Origin of the sequence: Dapis hubbardiae BLCC-M172, from assembly GCF_050016015.1 — a bacterium.
In the GTDB taxonomy this organism is placed as follows: Bacteria; Cyanobacteriota; Cyanobacteriia; order Cyanobacteriales; family Microcoleaceae; genus Trichodesmium.
On the sequence record NZ_JBNHEQ010000060.1, the window covers coordinates 1 to 16,268 of the forward strand.

Annotated in this window: 12 protein-coding genes, 2 pseudogenes and 1 riboswitch; of the genes and pseudogenes, 6 read left to right on the plus strand and 8 right to left on the minus strand. The window is 34.7% G+C overall.

Annotated elements, in window-relative coordinates:
• The first annotated feature begins 33 nt into the window (after positions 1-33).
• Complete coding sequence (locus ACP6PK_RS05980; RefSeq protein WP_426558608.1) at positions 34-189, plus strand: hypothetical protein; 156 nt, start codon at positions 34-36, stop codon at positions 187-189.
• Here the strand turns inward: ACP6PK_RS05980 and ACP6PK_RS05985 are convergent.
• Positions 186-1,669: pseudogene (locus ACP6PK_RS05985) on the minus strand (sugar transferase). The gene ACP6PK_RS05980 and the pseudogene ACP6PK_RS05985 overlap by 4 nt on opposite strands.
• Positions 1,670-2,187: 518 nt before the next feature.
• A complete protein-coding gene (locus ACP6PK_RS05990; RefSeq protein ID WP_426558610.1) occupies positions 2,188-2,487 on the minus strand; it encodes a hypothetical protein in 300 nt (99 codons plus the stop codon).
• 520 nt (positions 2,488-3,007) lie between these two features.
• On the opposite strand from ACP6PK_RS05990, the gene ACP6PK_RS05995 reads away from it, so the two are divergent.
• Entirely contained in the window at positions 3,008-4,186 is a 1,179-nt protein-coding gene (locus ACP6PK_RS05995; protein ID WP_426558695.1) for an iron-containing alcohol dehydrogenase family protein, read from the plus strand.
• Positions 4,187-4,921: 735 nt separating this feature from the next.
• Complete coding sequence (locus tag ACP6PK_RS06000; RefSeq protein ID WP_094672481.1) at positions 4,922-6,100, plus strand: aspartate aminotransferase; 1,179 nt, start codon at positions 4,922-4,924, stop codon at positions 6,098-6,100.
• A gap of 102 nt (positions 6,101-6,202) precedes the next feature.
• Here the strand turns inward: ACP6PK_RS06000 and ACP6PK_RS06005 are convergent, their stop codons facing one another.
• From ACP6PK_RS06005 to clpX, 4 genes and pseudogenes are all read right to left on the minus strand, one after another.
• The gene (locus ACP6PK_RS06005) at positions 6,203-6,352 is read right to left on the minus strand and encodes a hypothetical protein (protein ID WP_168186384.1); all 150 of its coding nucleotides are present in this window, start codon (positions 6,350-6,352) and stop codon (positions 6,203-6,205) included.
• Between the two features lie 10 nt (positions 6,353-6,362).
• Positions 6,363-6,860, minus strand: a pseudogene (locus ACP6PK_RS06010) (IS200/IS605 family accessory protein TnpB-related protein); the annotation flags it as partial.
• A gap of 177 nt (positions 6,861-7,037) precedes the next feature.
• Positions 7,038-7,466, minus strand: coding sequence for a hypothetical protein (locus tag ACP6PK_RS06015; protein ID WP_210407230.1), 429 nt, complete (start codon positions 7,464-7,466; stop codon positions 7,038-7,040).
• A gap of 675 nt (positions 7,467-8,141) precedes the next feature.
• Positions 8,142-9,503, minus strand: coding sequence for an ATP-dependent protease ATP-binding subunit ClpX (gene clpX / locus ACP6PK_RS06020; RefSeq protein WP_426558613.1), 1,362 nt, complete (start codon positions 9,501-9,503; stop codon positions 8,142-8,144).
• A gap of 550 nt (positions 9,504-10,053) precedes the next feature.
• Positions 10,054-10,235: riboswitch (cobalamin riboswitch) on the plus strand.
• Between the two features lie 28 nt (positions 10,236-10,263).
• Here clpX and ACP6PK_RS06025 point away from each other — a divergent pair.
• The 3 genes from ACP6PK_RS06025 (at position 10,264) to cobW (ending at position 13,218) form a co-directional block, all read left to right on the plus strand.
• Positions 10,264-10,941 carry a HupE/UreJ family protein gene (locus ACP6PK_RS06025; RefSeq protein WP_426558615.1) on the plus strand — a complete coding sequence of 226 codons (678 nt, stop codon included), beginning with the start codon at positions 10,264-10,266 and terminating at the stop codon, positions 10,939-10,941.
• Positions 10,942-11,564: 623 nt separating this feature from the next.
• Positions 11,565-11,969: a DUF1636 domain-containing protein gene (locus tag ACP6PK_RS06030; RefSeq protein WP_426558617.1), complete on the plus strand. Its 405-nt coding sequence runs from the start codon at positions 11,565-11,567 to the stop codon at positions 11,967-11,969.
• Positions 11,970-12,183: 214 nt separating this feature from the next.
• Positions 12,184-13,218, plus strand: coding sequence for a cobalamin biosynthesis protein CobW (gene cobW / locus ACP6PK_RS06035; protein WP_426558619.1), 1,035 nt, complete (start codon positions 12,184-12,186; stop codon positions 13,216-13,218).
• 1,347 nt (positions 13,219-14,565) lie between these two features.
• Here the strand turns inward: cobW and ACP6PK_RS06040 are convergent.
• Both ACP6PK_RS06040 and ACP6PK_RS06045 read right to left on the minus strand, forming a co-directional pair.
• On the minus strand, positions 14,566-15,054 hold the full coding sequence (locus ACP6PK_RS06040; protein WP_426558621.1) for a cupin domain-containing protein: 489 nt from the start codon (positions 15,052-15,054) through the stop codon (positions 14,566-14,568).
• 388 nt (positions 15,055-15,442) lie between these two features.
• Positions 15,443-16,027 carry an EF-hand domain-containing protein gene (locus ACP6PK_RS06045; protein WP_426558623.1) on the minus strand — a complete coding sequence of 195 codons (585 nt, stop codon included), beginning with the start codon at positions 16,025-16,027 and terminating at the stop codon, positions 15,443-15,445.
• Positions 16,028-16,268 lie beyond the last annotated feature (241 nt).

The following is a 16,268-nucleotide window of genomic DNA, read 5'->3' on the forward strand; positions in this document are numbered from 1 at the left end:
GAGAGAAAAACTAGGAATGCCAAACTGTGAGGTTTGGAAGCCTGCGCCGTACCGTCAGGTCGGCGTCGGGAGGATGTCACCTTTGATGGTACAGTCGAGCGGGTAAATAGTAGGTGGATTTGGGAAGAAGAGGAAATGTGGAAAATTAATCAGAAAAATATTGAGGAGCTAATTCAAGAAGTTTCTTAATACGCACCATGTCTAGCCAAAACTACCTTGACTGTCTTTAGTAAAATCTGAAAATCCATAGCCAAAGACCAATTATTGATATAAGTCATATCTAGGCGGAAGGCATTCTCAAAATCAAGAATATTTGAGCGACCCGATACTTGCCACAAACCTGTAATTCCTGGCAAAACATTTTGTCGTGCAAAATGGTGTGGTTTAAAACATTCAACATCTCGTAATGGTAGTGGGCGAGGTCCAACCAAACTCATATTACCTTTCACTACATTAATTGAGGCAGTTCATCAATACTATAGCGCCGGAGAAACTTGCCAACTTTAGTAATGCGCGGGTCTTCTTTCATCTTGAATAGCACACCATCTTTAGTTTCATTTTTCGCCTCCAACTCTTTGATTAATTGATCGGCATTAACTACCATCGTGCGGAATTTCCAAACTTTAAAATGTCGCCCTCTCAAACCCATTCGAGTTTGTTTATAAAATATTGGTCCTGGAGAATCTAGGTAAATAAGAGCTGCAATGAATAATAGTAGAGGAGCCGCTAACAAAATAAACAAACCTGAAGAAAGTAAATCAAAACTACGCTTTATCCAATAATCAACACCTACAATTGCTGGCGGACTTAAATGAATTGTGGGTATCCCACCAATCATCTCTATTTTGGGTATTTGAGTGGGAATACTTAAACCAACTGGTAAAATCCGTAGATGAATACCTGCTGTTTTTACGCTCCAACAAAATTCCATGTGGTCTGGAATTGAGTGCCAAGAACAGACAAAAATTTCTCCCACTCCTTGCTCAGATATCTCTTCTAAAATATCTTGCCAGTGACTGCAATTTTCTTTAGTAGATACATCTACTTCCCCTAAGATTTCATATTCGTTATTACTGACTAACTTCAGAGCAATGTGTGCCACTAAAGTATCCTGATGAGTACCCACTAAAAAAATTTTCTGGCGGAGAGAACCTCGTCTGTGAATTATTGTAATAGTTGCTTCTACAATTAAACGAGCTGTCAGTACAAATATCAGATTAAATAACCATGCCAGTAAAAAAGTAGAACGAGAAAAAATTGCCTCTGGTTCGTAGAGGAAAGCTATAAATAGTACAATTACTTGGGCAAAAGTAAGACTTTTGATTAACCTAAAATATTGATAACGATTTTGATGCTCTCCATAAAATCCAGCAGCAGCAATACTATTAAGTGTAATTAGTAAAATTGGTAGTAAAAATCCTGGTTTATTTACAGAATTTCCGACTAAATCGAAAGATGAAATTACTTGAAAAGTCTTGAGATTACTGCTCATCCACTGAGCAGTTTTCCAAGCAAGAGATATTAAAGTTCCATCTAGAAATACAAATAAAATTGTACGCAACCAACCAACTATAGTACCGTGACTAAAACTGAAAATTCTGTTAGGAGCGCGTTGATCTAATTTACTTTTTTGAACATCAGAGGTTATGGGCTTTTGTGAATCCAGCATTTTTTTTATTATCCTTAAATAGTTGGCAATATCTATATTTATTTTTGTGGAAATTAAGTTACTTGAAATGCACCCTTTATCTCATTTTACTATCTGATACTACTGGGTAAAGTAATTATATAAAAAATTACTTACCTGTATTCAGTTGCCAGTAAACAGTTACTAATTACAGGTATTAAGTCTTACCGCACTTTGCGCGAATAGTGAGGTACAGTTTTAATATTATTTTTTCCCGATTCCCTACTCCCTAATGTCGCAGAATTTTTGACCTCATCAACTTGAAAACTGCTGTAAGATGTCATACTGTGCAATAAATTCAAGGGGAACTAAGAAAGACAGATTTTTTTGAGGGTTCCCAGCAATCAGCTTTAGTCCAAGAGACAATTTTCCCAGCAAATGATTTATTATCAATATAGTATAGATAGTTAAAAGAAAATAGAATTTCTTGCCTTTGATTTTTGGGAATAAATACTTATCTGTTTTGTAAGCATTCAGCTATTAAGTTATTTATTATCTGCTTATCTGCCAACGTTACGTTGTAAAGCAGTTATTCTCTGAGAATTAGCAAATACTCCTTCTCCTTGCATTTGATTTATGGGTGGTTTAATTTCTATTTTCATAACTTTCTCAGTACAAATACAAACTGTTTGATCTATTAAATGAAAGGTAATCCAAGGCTGTTTAAGTAATTGTTGTAATTGTGCTTGAAATTGTTGTGCATTAATTGGTAAACTGAAGGTTTCTGTGTGACCATCCATATAATAAAATGTTACCTCTGTACTACTTTCTTGAGCGTATTTAGCAAATGAACCTTTCATTATCTTTGCTCCTAAATTTTATCAGTTAATAGTTAATAATTAATAATTAATAATTACATTTTCTGTAATATAAGGATTGACTAAAAGGAATTTTTTTCTTTTTTATCCCTTTTAGACCTGTTTGAAAAATTGGCTAAACATATCCTCACTTAACTTTTTAACATCAAAAGGCGTTTAATGATAACAAATATCTGCTAAAACTAACAAATATTTATAAAAGTTCAATTATCTTGAAAAAAATATGTGACATAGATAACTGTTCAAATAGGTAAATTGAGAAATATTTTAGGAGGAACAAGAATGAAATATCTTAATTACTTATAATTTCAAGAGTAAAAACAATATATATCCATCCTAGAAAATAATTATATTTCACATAGTAGGCAGTTAAAAGCTTGATAATTTTTAGTATAAATTTTAATATAGAAAAAAATCTTAAAATTTTTCGAGAAAACCTGACAAATATAACAATAGTTGCCTATACTCAATAAAATTGACTCGAACAAGTGCCTTAGTTGCCATGATTAAATCAAGCAATATTTCCCAACCACCCACAACTTTATTATCCCTAAATATCGCCCCAGCTCAAGTTATTCGAGGGAAAAATGCTCTGGCCGAATCAGGAGAGGCGATCGCCCGTCTTGGCAATAATCCCCTGATAGTTGGAGGCGATCGCTCCCTGAGTACCATCCAACCCTACCTCCAACCCTTACTAAAAATCCATAATTTAAAATTTACCCAGGCTAACTACGGCTCAGACTGTAGTGAAACAAGCTTGGCTAATCTCCGTCAAACTGTAGCCACCCACAAAGCAGACTTAATAATTGGTATTGGTGGTGGTAAAGCTCTTGATACATCTAAACTCCTAGCTCACCAATGTCATTTACCCATAATTACCATTCCTACCTCAGCAGCTACTTGTGCAGCTTGGACAGCACTATCAAATATCTACTCAGACCAAGGCGCTTTCTTATATGATGTAAGTTTAGCTAGATGTCCAGAATTGCTAATTCTAGATTATGGGATTATCAAAACTGGGCCTCCCAGAACTTTAATAGCTGGTATTGGAGATGCGATCGCCAAATGGTATGAAGCCTCAGTCAGCAGTGGCCACTCAGAGCAAACAATGATTATTGCTGCTGTCCAGCAAGCTAGAGTATTAAGGGATATCCTCTTTCAAAAATCAACTGCTGCTCTGGAACAACCAGGAGGAGAAATCTGGCAAGAAGTTGTGGATGCAACAGTATTATTAGCTGGTTTAATTGGAGGTATTGGTGGGGCGCAATGTCGGACTGTGGCTGCCCATGCTATTCATAATGGCCTAACTCATTTGTCTGCTAGTCATGGCAAATTACATGGAGAAAAAGTTGCTTATGGTATATTAGTTCAGCTAAGGTTAGAAGAAATGGTACAAGGCAATCAACTAGCCGTAACTGCTAGACAACAACTGTTAAAATTCTACGATGAGATTGGTTTACCAAAAAGCTTAAATGACTTAGGTTTGAAAGAAATCACTTTATCTGAATTATGGCGTGTTGCTGAAGTTGCTTGTAATCCAAATTCTGACATTCATAGATTACCATTTAAAGTAGTTCCAGAGCAATTAGTAGCAGCAATGGTTTCTACAACAGTTTCACTGGAGCTAGAGAAACAAAATTTGGGAACTAATTCAGATATTGATACTATCGTAAACAATTAACAATTAACAATTAACAATTAACAATTAATAATTAATAATTAATAATTAATAATTAAGGCTCTCCTAGACTGGTTATAACAAATTAGTATTTTAAATAGCTCTAAACCCTTAAATAGCAGAGGATTCAACCAAATAAAAATCCCGGTTTATGGGAATTGCTTTTTTATATTCCCATAATCCTTCCAGAGCAAGGGTTATGAAGTTTATTTTGTAGTAATTTATCATAGCTACTCTAGAATAGCCATAATTAAGAACTACCTCTTCAGTAATAGAAGGATTGGTTCATTAATTGATAATGGATAATGAATAATGGATAATAAATAGTGGATTATGAAAACTATCTCTAATTATCAATTATCCATTGAAAAGGAGAGGCTTGAAACCTCCGGGGATTAATTATCAATTATCCATTAGTAAAAGGATTTTTTTCTTTTTTATCTATGATTGGAGAGTCTTTATAACTTAATTTGTTGGTAAATAATAAAATGTAGAAAATTATCACATTTTTTCCTTTTTCTATTTGGTGTACCTTACCATTGAGGCTTTTTTAAATTCCTAATTACTTTGATAAATCAATTAATAACTAATAATCTAAATATTTAAAGCCTCTACTTTCAAGTCGAAAAAAGCAACGCCAAATTTGATTTTAGTCAATCTTTGTTCTTTGGAAAAAAGGTAATTATTAATTGTCAATAAATCCAATTTTTTTTGTAAAATATATTTGTCAAATAATATATGTATTCTATTAACCCAGCAGACAGGGTACAAGCACTACCACCTTACGTTTTTGCCCGCTTAGATGAACTGAAAGCTCGCGCCCGCGAACAAGGACTAGATTTAATTGATTTAGGAATGGGAAACCCGGATGGGGCGACTCCTCAACCTGTTGTTGAAGCTGCCATTAATGCTTTACAAGATTCTACTAATCATGGTTATCCACCTTTTGAGGGTAGTGCTAGTTTCCGCAAAGCAATTACTGATTGGTATCTTCGTCGTTATGGTGTAGAGCTTGACCCTGATGGAGAAGCTTTGCCACTTTTAGGTTCTAAAGAGGGTTTAACTCATTTAGCTTTGGCATATATAAATCCGGGAGATTTAGTTTTAGCACCTAATCCTGCTTATCCCGCACATTTTCGGGGTCCTTTAATTGCTGGTGGTAAGGTTCATAGTATTTTACTGAAACCAGAAAATGATTGGATTATCGATCTGGGAGATATTCCTGATAATGTGGCAGAGCAAGCAAAAGTTTTCTTTTTTAATTATCCTAGTAACCCTACTGGCGCTACTGCTCCACGAGAATTTTTTGAGGATATTGTTGCTTTTGCGAAAAAGTATGAAATTTTGCTAGTTCACGACTTATGTTATGCTGAGTTGGCTTTTGATGGTTATCAACCTACCAGTTTATTAGAGATTCCTGGAGGAAAAGATATTGGTGTAGAATTTCACACTATGTCGAAAACTTATAATATGGCTGGTTGGCGAATAGGTTTTGTAGTTGGTAACTCTCATGTTATTCAAGGCTTACGGACTTTGAAAACTAATTTGGATTATGGTGTGTTTACCGCTTTGCAGTCAGCAGCTAAGACTGCTTTGGAATTACCGGATGAATATTTATCTCAGGTTCAAGAACGTTATCGCCAACGTCGAGATTTTCTGATTCAAGGTTTAGGGAAATTAGGTTGGAATGTGCGGAAGACTCTGGCAACTATGTATTTATGGGTTCCTTGTCCCCCAGGAATAGGTTCTACTGATTTTGCTTTATCTGTTTTGCAAAAAACTGGGGTGGTGGTAACTCCTGGAAATGCTTTTGGTAGTGGTGGTGAAGGTTATGTGAGAATGAGTTTAATTGCTGAGTGTGAACGTTTGGGTGAAGCGTTACGTCGGTTTGAGCAAGCAGGTATTTGTTATAAATAGGGAGTAGGGAGTAGGGAGTAGGGAGAAATCATGGCGTTGGTAATTGGTAAGATGATTTTGCAATAGGGTTGACACTCCACGGACTGAAAGTCCCGTGGATTCTTAAGTGGAACAAATTTGACGGACTTTCCTCACGTCAAATTTCACCCTTAATGGCATAGCCAAAGATGCCTCTAATCTGTCCGGGGTAAACCCATTCAGGTTGCTTTTTACTCCAATATTTGCAGCACCATTACAATCGGCATTTATCAATTTTCCTTCCCTAGTTGTGTACAAACCACGCTGTCTTGATGCAGTCGCTCATGGGGGAAACCCCCAAGACCGCGCTGCATCGCTTCACTCGTTTACCACTGAAACTATATTCAGTTGGATTATCAGCATTATAAACAGGGATTAAATCACTATCTAAAAAGCTAGCTTTAGATGTATAAGATTCTTCCTGCTCTTTGTAAATCAACCCGTATCTATCACACATAGCTTTCAGTTTTAACCTCAAACTATGGTGTGGTATCTGTACAAACTTTTGGTTAGTTTTTTTGCCTAAATTGATATTTTGCTTCATGGCTGGATTAACACCTACAACTAGAGTAGATATTCTATTTTTACTACACCAGTTGATTAAATACCTAGCTACTTTATTTAGGTAATCTCTGATTTTATTATTCCGATTTACCGTAATACTAATTTGTTTTTTGGTTAAACCTTTAATGCCCTGTTTATCCTTTCTAGACTGCAATCTAGCATTTTCGCGTGTTGTACCACTGGTTGATTGATTTAATTTTTCTACCGTCTAAAATAAACGATGACCCAGTATTCGATACACAAGTGGCGCTTATTGTCTAACCCTAAGTCTATTGCTACTATATTATCTGTCTTTACTGCTGGTTGTGACTCCTCCTCCGTAATAAATTCTACTTCAAAAAACTGGGCATCAAATCTAGGTATTATCCTTTTCATGTCGGCTCTTAGCCGAAACTTCCTTGAGATTCTTACCTACCAATCTTTCAGGGAAAGGTATTTTTACTGCACCATATTCGGCTTTAAATTCCCTAGACATTGGAATGTTAAAATATCCGTCTTTTACCCTAATTCGAGGTATTATTAAAGGAAAGTACCCCTCTTTTTTGAGGTATCTAGGCATTCGGATTTGTTCAAACCGATATAAACTTTCTTTAGCCTTTTGGATTAAGTTAAAAAATGACTTAAAAGACCTATCTAACACTTTCAAAATTTGCTGTGCAATATCGGTTTGAAGTAACTGATAATTTTCATTTTTTTTGCAGTAATGATAGTTGGATTCATACCTTAGATATCCGCCCTCAGAAAAATAGAATTGTCGCACAGAATACAGGCCGACATTGTACATATTTTTAGATAATCTGCACAATTGTCTTAATGCTTTAAATTCGGTGCTAGACAAATTTCTAATTTTGTTCTTTTGGGTGAGGTACATAAATGAGTTTTCGCTCTAATATACTTATATACTTATATTAGCGACTAGGATTTCAAATTGTCAATGTGACTATGGGTTAAAACCCATCGGGTCGCTTCCATCCCGCCGTTAAAATTGGCGGGTTTCCCGCGTACCGACTTTTTGTGATGATACCCATTACTTACTCTGGTTAGATATTTAGAAGTATTAGAAACAGATTACTCTTAAAGTTTCATCTCTTGATTTACCAACGCCGAAATAATTGATGATTTATGTACGATAATAGGGTTATTTTTGATTATTGGAGATGTCTAATGTAGAGACGTTCTATAGAACGTCCCTGGGGTTTTAACATTTCGACCATATATCCAATTTTTGTCAAAGACAACAGGGAATATAAAACCTAAATAGACATCTCCAAAAATCAAAAATCAAATCAATTCTTATCCATAAATTATCAATTATTTCTTCCTATTGCCTGTTGCCTGTTGCCTCTTTTCTAGAGATGTCTAATGATTCTTAGTTGAAATTTTACATTTTACATTGACCACAAGGGCTGAAGAATAATTGATGATATCCCATTAAAATCTAATCTCGAACAGACAACTTCTAAGCGGACTCATGTTGTTTATGCCATGCGGGATGCCATAGTAACTCAGCAGTAGAACGTTTGTCTACCATTTCTTTAGTAATAGTGAAGCGGGTAACATCTTGACGGGATGGTAATTCGTACATAATATCTAACATTAACTCTTCTAAAATACCTCGTAATGCTCTAGCTCCAGTTTTACGTCTATATGCTTCTTGAGCGATCGCCGTTAGAGCTTCCTTATGAAATTCCAACTTGACATTATCCATCTTCAATAATTTTTGATATTGTTTAACTAAAGCATTCTGTGGTTCGGTTAATATTTTCATTAATGCAGTTTCATCTAATGGGTCAATTACTGTTAAAACTGGCATTCGTCCAATAAACTCTGGAATTAAACCAAATTTTACTAAGTCATCTGGTTCTAAATTTTTCAGTATATTAATATTCCGTTTTTCTTTTGATGGTAAAGCTATACTACCTTGATTAATATTTTCGGTCTGAATAAAACCCAACGATTTTTTTCCCTGTCGTTGTTCAACAATTTTCTCCAGACCCACAAAAGCACCACCACAAATAAACAAAATTGAGCTAGTATCAAGCTGAATAAAATCTTGATAGGGATGTTTACGTCCACCTTGTGGGGGAACATTTACTACTGTCCCTTCCAATATTTTTAGTAAAGCTTGTTGTACTCCTTCTCCAGATACATCTCGCGTGATAGAAGTATGTTCACTTTTACGGGCAATTTTATCTATTTCATCTATATATATAATTCCTCTTTGAGCAGTTTCTATATCTAAATCTGCTACTTGCAATAATCTTAATAAAATATTTTCTACGTCATCTCCTACATAACCAGCTTCGGTAAGAGTTGTTGCATCTGCAACTGCAAATGGTACATCTAGTAGTTCTGCTAGGGTTTGAGCTAATAAAGTCTTGCCACAACCTGTCGGACCCATCAAGAGAATATTAGATTTTTGTAATTCCACATCAGAGTCAACACTCTTCTGGGAATTATTTTTTGTTTGGCAACTCAGACGTTTGTAGTGATTGTATACTGCTACTGATAGAACTTTTTTTGCCTGGTGTTGTCCAATTACACGATCGTCTAAATATTGCTTAATTTCTGTAGGTTTGGGAACTTTTTCTAAAGGAATTTTTTTCTTACCTGAATGCCTTTGATTTTCTAATTGTGGTTCTATTAGACTAGCGGAAGTAGTATTTTTGCTAAATTCAAATAATTCTTCTTCTAATATCTCGTTACAAAGTTCTACGCATTCATTGCAAATATAAACCCCTGGACCTGCTATTAATTTGCGGACTTGATCTTGCGACTTACCACAAAATGAACATTTAAGGTGGGAATCGTATCTGGACATATTTGTTTTTTTTCCTTGGTGATGGTGATATTTACTATATGATGAAGGGGTTAAATCGTGTTATTTGAGGATAAGTGCTTGAGTTCAACTCCTTACTTTGGTTATATTGAAGTCGGATTTGATAATTGATACTTCTATTTTAAATTATATTCTATATATTTTTATTTGAGGAATTTTAATGTTACATAATAACTAAGTAGATTTGTTTAATTATCCGTAAAATAGCCTTCGACATTCACAACAAGGAGGCTAACTAATAACTGAAATGATCTGCTAGGATGTGTCATCAATTAAAGAGGTTGACACCTACAGCATACATACAACCACCTCTTTGTGGAAGCTGTTTTTTCAAGATAATTAGGGGAAGTTCCTTGGAAAAACTGACTCTTATTGATTCGGTGAATGTGCGGGAAAGTAATTACTCGTTATTCTCAATTCTCAATTCTCAATTGATGACACGCCCTAGCTTGAACAAATTTTTGCAGAATAAAATGTGGAAATTTTTGTAAAAATTAAAAGTGATTTGAGTCAGATGAGGAATACTGTGATACGATAACTAATCTATGTTGGATCTAGCGGAGGTCAGCCGTTAGACGTAAGGGGGAAAGTTTGGTGCAAATCCAACGCTGTCCCGCAACTGTGAGATAATTTTAATTTTATATTTTTAATTTTTTAAATATAAAATCTAAAATTTATTGAAGCCAGAATGCCCACCAACATTAAAACAAAATCATGAAGACAATACATCTGCGAGGTACGGATGATATATAAACATAGCAAATCTACAAAATTTAGGGCGGAAAATCAGTTTAAGACAATCAAGGCTACTGTAATATTTACCTGTGCAAGTTTAATTTTCTTCAGCACAGTAGAATCAGCAATGGCTCACCATCCAATGGGGGGTATAACACCAGCTAATTTTTGGGAAGGTTTACTTTCCGGTATGGGACATCCCATAATTGGAATCGATCATTTGGCTTTTGTGGTGGCAGTCGGATTAATAGCAGCAACAATCCCTAATGGTATATTAATATTAGCATCTTTTCTCGCTACAGCAATGCTAGGAACAGGTATTCATCTTCTCAGTATTGATTTGCCTTTAACAGAAATAGCGATCGCCTTTTCAGTAGTTGTTTTTGGTGTAATGTTAGCTTTTAAACAAAAGCTAAATACTTTATTACTAATTATTTTTGCTGGTATTGCTGGCATATTTCATGGTTATGCTTATGGAGAAGCAATTATTGGTGCAGAAATGACACCATTATTAGCATATTTGATAGGCTTTACTGCTATTCAATTATTCATAGCATTATTGGCAATGAAGTTTACTGAATTAGTTAGTAATTATTGGCAAAATCAATTCTTGGCTTTAATCCGTTTTTTAGGTTTAGCCATAAGTGCTATTGGAGTGGTGTTTTTCACAAATGCTATATTGTAGCTCAGATAATACTTTTCAAGTTAGTCAGGTACATTTATTTTAGCTTTTCTGAATGACAGCATGATTTGAGGATTAAGGAGATAGAAAGAAGTATTTTATTAACCCTTGAGTAGTTACTCTATTTCACCTAATTAATTACTCTGAATTACTCTGAATTACTCTGAATTTGTCAAAATAATTTTTTCTAAAACCCTGAATTTTCAAGCACAATTTTTTTGGAAGGTTTCTCAAAATCCTCATTACAAAAACAACTTATAACTTCGTTAACAAAGGTCTTAGCTATGATAGCTAAAATCCGCAAGGTAGTTATTTTTTTCCTTTATATTCCTTGTGAAGGTCTTTATTGAAGAAAGTTTTAGGTTGTATATTTTATTTAATTGAATCGCGATGAAACTCCAATCAATTTTACACACCCCAAGTGACTGTGAAGTTTTTGAACAGATTACTCTTAAATAATATTAGGAAAAATAGATTTTCTACACTAAGACTTGACGAACTACAGTCATCCAAAAATCAAACTAGAGGAACAATAAAAGCTAAAATTTTCACCTGAGTAATTTATGTATGAGAATTGCTGTACCACAATTCAATTGATTCCTACAAATTATCAAAAAAAAAATAAAATGTCAACGTCACATATTCTATTTGTTTGTACTACTTGCGCCAGTGTTTGGCAAGATGGAAAAAGACAAGGTATTAGTGGGGGAGAAAAACTACTGGAACAAGTTTCCCAACATCATCAAAATTGGCAATTAAGTAATAGCTTTTCTATCAAACCAGTAGAATGTATGAGTGCTTGTAGTCACTTTTGTGCTGTTTCTTTTGCTGCTCCTGGTAAGCATACTTATGTATTTGGAGATATACCTTATCAAACTGAAACTATTTCTGAAATGTCAGAAGCAATATTAGAATGTGCAAGTCTTTATTATTCTAAACCTGATGGATTATTGTCTTGGTCGGAACGACCTGAAAAACTCAAAAAAGGTGTTTTGGCAAGAGTTCCACCGTTAACTTTTCCAGAAACTTAAGAAATATAGCAACCTTATTAACACCAGATTCCGAAGTTATGAGGTACAAAATAATTAATAATTAAATAATTCTGCTTTAAAGCCTCTCCTTGAAAGGGAAAAAAATCAATTTTTTCCTTTTAGTAAATCCTTTGCCTAAAAGGGAGGGGTAATTATCAATTATTAATTATCCATTATCCATTAATAAATCCCTATTCCCTAAAATAATAAAATTATGAGTGCTAAAATTCCAGTTACTGTAATTACAGGTTTTCTTGGTAGTGGTAAAACTACGACAATTCGCCATTTATTACAAAATAATCAAGGTCGTCGCATTGCGGTTTTGGTAAATGAATTTGGTGAAGTTGGTATAGATGGAGAATTATTACGTTCCTGTCAAGTTTGTGATGATGAAGATGTTAATAATAATATTGTTGAACTAACGAATGGTTGTCTTTGTTGCACTGTGCAAGAAGAATTTTTTCCGACTATGCAAGAACTATTAAAACGTCGAGAAAAAATTGATTCTATTTTGATAGAAACTTCTGGGTTAGCATTACCAAAACCTTTGGTACAAGCATTTCGTTGGCCGGAAATTAAGACTTCTGCTACGGTGGATGGTGTTGTGACTGTTGTTGATTGTGAGGCAGTGGCAAATGGTAGTTTAGTTGGTGATATTGATGCTTTGGAAGCTCAACGTCAAGCTGACCCAAATTTAGACCATGAAACACCTATTGAGGAGTTATTTGAAGACCAGTTAGCTTGTGCTGATTTGGTGTTATTAACTAAGGTTGATATGGTGGATGAAGCTATTTCTAATAAGGTGCAAAATTGCTTGAAGGAACAGTTGCCTAAAACTGTTAAGATAGTTCCTTGTATTGGAGGGGAAATTAATCCAGATTTATTGTTGGGTTTTAATGCTGCTGTTGAGGATAATTTAGATTCTCGTCCTAGTCACCATGATACGGAGGAAGAACACGAACATGATGATGAAGTTAATTCTGTAAATTTAATTTTAGAGCAAGAGTTTGAACCGAAAGAGTTGGTTGAAAAGTTGAAGGGTTTAGTGGCAAATTATGAGATTTATCGGGTTAAGGGTTTTGTGGCAGTGCCAAATAAGTCTATGCGTTTGGTTTTACAAGGGGTAGGCGATCGCTTTGATTATTTTTATGACCGTCTTTGGCAAAAAGAAGAGATTAAGGAAACTAAGTTGGTGTTAATTGGTCGCTCTCTGGAAGTAGAAAAAATTCAGTCTGAGTTTGCTAAATAACTTTTCTCGTTAAGTGCAATATTTTATCCCCTTTTTGGGGGATATACAATATAGGTCTTGCTGATTAAATCTGTAAGGATTACATATAAAGGTTGTAGCCTTTTTTGGTTGCTAAAAAGTATCAGGTTTTGACCTACTTAATGTTCAAAAATGAGCCTATTTTCAGCAAGAGTTGGGAAAAAAATTACTCCTCCCCTACTCCCCTACTCCTTAAAAAAAGACCTTTTCAGCAAGCTCTAAATATTTTATTCTCGGTATTTAATTTTAGGGGTGGAAATTTTAACTAAAAGAGTGAGTTGAGCGATCGCGCTTATTTTTTTCTTTCTACTTTAATATTTCTTGCGTTGAATAAAAAGTCTAGCGTATGGGCGAGTGCCACCCAATAACATAATTGTATCAGAGTTGGTTTGAGAATGCAACCTAATTTTCCTTTCTACGGGGGCAATTTTTTAGAGCTTGAGAAAATGACAATCTGTGTCTGTGAAGGAGAAATTTTTCTATTCTCATCCTATAGAGGTAGGATCGGTATATTTCTCTCGATTAACTAAAAGAGTGAGTAATTACTATTTGCCTATCTCAGAGGATTTCCTTTTCCTTTCTAGTGGCGATCGCGCTTATTTTTTTCTTTCTACTTTAATATTTTTTGCGTTGAATAAAAAGTCTAGCGTATGGGAGAGTGACACCAAATAACATAATTGTATCAGAGTTTATTTGAGGATGCAAGCTTTTTTTCCTCTTGGCGCGGGCAATTTTTTAGAGCTTTAGAAAATGAAAATTTGTGCCTGTGAATGATTAATTTTTCTGTTCTCATCATATAGAGGTAGGGTTGGCACATTTCTATGGATTAACTAAAGGACTTATTCATTAATTGATAATTGATAATTAATAAAGGAAATATCCTAGCACTTTTTTCTCCTTAACAGGAAAGGCTTTATACCTTGATTTTTCCGTAATGACTATTTGGGTATCTGAGAGGATTTCCTTTTGTTTCCTCCTGGCGATCGCGCTTATTTTTTTCTTTCTACTTTAATATTTTTTGCGTTGAATAAAAAGTCTAGCGCATGGGCGAGTAAGCACAAGTAACATAATTGTATCAGAGTTTATTTGAGGATGCAACCTCATTTTCCTTTCCACCGGGGAAATTTTTTAGAGCTTGAGAAAATGAAATGTTTTGTGATTGTAGTTTAGTAACCTGGGTTTTACGAGGTAGTGAAGCTCAACCTACTGGTAATTTTTGTCTTGATTTTTTCAGAAATTGAAAAGAATCAGACAACCTTTCGACAAACCTACTAAGTAGAACAAACTTCCCCTAGGTTTAACAAATTTCAAATTAGCAGAAATTCAAATTTACTGTTTGATATAAGGTGATAGTTCATCCCACAAATTCGGAAAACTAGCCTTAAAAGAATCAGGTTTAGCCATTTCCATATCTATGTATTCAAATCCTGGAGCAACAGCTTCCCCAAGTAAACTAAATTCACCCTCTTCAAGTATTGCTGTTTTCCAACAACCTCCTTGTACTAATAGTTGAGGAGTGTGACCTTGAGTAACATCAAAGCCAAGTTTGAATTTTGACAATTTTCCCTCTGGGTCAACAGTTAAATAAGTTATGGGAGAACCAGCGTGAAAATAATGAATAATATCTGATTTATTCTTATTGAAGTAGTTAATTGGGCAGTCATCAGTGAGCATATAATAAATGGAAGTAAGTAACTTTCTTTCACCTCCCTCTCTGTCAGTATTTATAGTTAGATCGGAACGGTAGGTTTCTTTAAAATAACCTCCTTCGATATGTTTAACTAGAGATAATTGTTCAATTATATCTTGCTTATTCATTAATAATTAAACCTCTGAAAGTAGTATAGAGAAAATTAAGCAAGTATTTCTTTGAGGCAAAGAGGAAATTAGTAATATAAAAAATATTGGTAACTTTTTGCTATTACTATCATTTACTATCAGCACTTCCAACTAACAGAAGTCATTTCAGTTATCAGTTATCAGTTATCAGTTATTATTATCTCCTGCTAAAGTTGGAGGTTTGAAATCCGAAATTTCCTTTTTTATCCCCTTGAAAGAGGAGACTTGAGACCTTATTTCTTGGTCAAAATAATATTTGACAAAATACTTTAGTAGTTCTATGGAGATAGTTAGGTAGGTCGGTATAACTTCTTTCCTTGAGAAATATTCCGACCAAAACTGCTACTTGTTTATCATTACTAAAGTTCTATGAATCTACTAATACTCCATAGGGAAGGGGAGAATTGTCTTTATCATCCCCAATTTCAAACCAGTAGAGTCTGTGAGCTTCGACAAATTCCTCTCGACTGATGGAACCTGACTTATCTAAGTCAATACTATCAAAAGCTTGGTCAGCATGGTCAGGCTGTTGTGAGCCAGTGTATACTGCTAGGTACTTTCGGTACTCTTCACGAGATATTTGCCCAGAATGATCGGTGTCAATGATATCGAAGAAAATTTCGTTTTTACGTCTGGCTACTTCCAGTATTTTATCTGGTGATTCAATCAAGGATACAGTCTTTGCAACTTTAGCAATCAAATCTTCTTCGGTAATTCGAGTATTACTATCAACTGGTTCCCCTCCAGCAATGAAATACTGAAATAGAGAATGACACATATCGCGAATTTCTTCATTCTTTGAAGAATCATTTTGAAGTTGAATTAAACGATTTGCAATTTCTTCAAAGTCGGAGAGAGTTAAAACCCCATTTTTATCCACATCCATAAGTTTAAAGTAAGTCTTCATTCTGGTACGCCAAACACTGGATGATAAAAATTGTTCTGGAGACATTTCTACTTATAAGTCAAGAAAACTATATGAACGTCTTGGATCTTATCATTATCTATAACGTTTGAGTTAATTTAGTCATAAGTCTAAATAGGGTTTGCTTTTGGAAAGTCTTTTTGGTGAGGTAGGGAGTAGGGAATAGTCAGGGTGAAAAGTGTAGGAAGTGTGGAGATATCAAATCTTGTCTGCCTTTCATGCTAACTTTTTGATTTTTCGGGAACCGTGCATGAAGAGCCGAAAACCA